Raw genomic sequence first — 1,335 nt, 5'->3', positions numbered from 1 at the left:
CCTGGTGAACTGCCACCAGTTGAAGTTGAACAGGGTGCCGGTGCCGCCGGTGAAGCGCAGGTAGAGGTCGTGGGTGCCGGTGGCGCCGTTGACGGGGCAGGTGATGGTGGTCCAGGTCTGCCAGCCGCCGGTGCCGGGTGCGGTGCAGGTGCCTGCGAGGGTGCCGGTGGCGCTGCCCAGGCGTAGTTCGATCCTGCCGCCGCTGGTGGCCGAGGCGACGCGTGCGGTGAAGCCGGTGGCGCCGGTGCCGAAGGCGACGCCCTTGACCTTGATGTAGTCGCCGTTGTCGATCCAGCCGACGTTGCGGCCGCCTTCGCCGGCGTTCTCGGTCTCCACGCCCTGGGACCAGGCGGCGGTCTCGGCTTCCTGGCGGACGTAGGGGTCCAGGGTGGCGATCTGGGGTGGGCCGGTGGTGGTCATGTTGATGGTGGGGATGGTGCCGTCGGCGTTGTAGGTGAATCTTTCCACCGCGACCGAGCGGGTGTAGCCGCCTCCGCCGGGCAGGGCGCCGTTGTGGTAGAAGAAGTAGGAATTGCCCTGGAAGTCGATGACACCGGGGTGGTTGGTGAAGCTGCTGCCCTGGGTGGGCATCACGGTGCCGCGGTAGGTCCATGGGCCGGTGGGGCCGGGCGCGGTGGAGTAGGCGATGAACTCCGAGCAGCACTTGGCGGCGTAGACGTTGTAGTACAGGCCGTTGCGTTTGTAGACCCAGGGGGCTTCTTCGTACAGCGTCGGCCGGGTGGTGCTGCCGGTGCGGGTGCCGAAGCCGGCGGTGGTGAGCGGGATCTGGGTGGGGCTGCCGGTGTAGGAGATCATGTCGGTGTTGAGGCGGACGTACCACAGGTTGGGGTTGCCCCAGTACAGGTAGGCCTGGCCGTTGTCGTCGATGAAGACGTTGGGGTCGATCTCGCCGTTCCTGACCAGGGGGCGGCCGATGGCGTCGGTGAACGGGCCGGTGGGGCTGGTGGACACCCCGACCCCGATGGCCATCTGGCCGCTGGCGCGGTCCTTGACCGGGACGTACCAGTAGAACTTGCCGTTGCGGTAGACCGTGTGCCCGGCCCAGGCGTCCGCACTGGCCCAGGCGAACGTGGCCAGGCTCATCGGCGAGCCGTGATCGGTCCAGTTCACCATGTCGGCCGAGGAGAACACCCGCCAGTCACGCATGGTGAAGTACGTCGAACCGTCCTCGTCATGCCCGGTGTACAGATAGACCCGCCCGTTGTACACCAACGGCGCCGGATCAGCGGTGTAGATCGTCTGAACCAGCGGATTGTCCGCCCGCGCCGGCCCCGCCGGCAGCAACACCACAACGCAGAGCAGACTCACGAGCCA

At 67.6% G+C, this 1,335-nt stretch carries 1 protein-coding gene; it reads right to left on the bottom strand.

Annotated features, from left to right (window positions below; all coding sequences use genetic code 11):
- A partial coding sequence (locus ABGB17_RS38770; RefSeq protein WP_347639386.1) for a glycoside hydrolase family 43 protein occupies window positions 1-1,311 on the bottom strand: 1,311 nt, incomplete at its 3' end.
- Window positions 1,312-1,335 lie beyond the last annotated feature (24 nt).

This window comes from Sphaerisporangium sp. B11E5 (genome assembly GCF_039871875.1).
Lineage (GTDB): Bacteria > Actinomycetota > Actinomycetes > Streptosporangiales > Streptosporangiaceae > Sphaerisporangium.
Note: the sequence above shows the minus strand (reverse complement) of the source record. Positions and strands in the feature narration are given on the sequence as shown.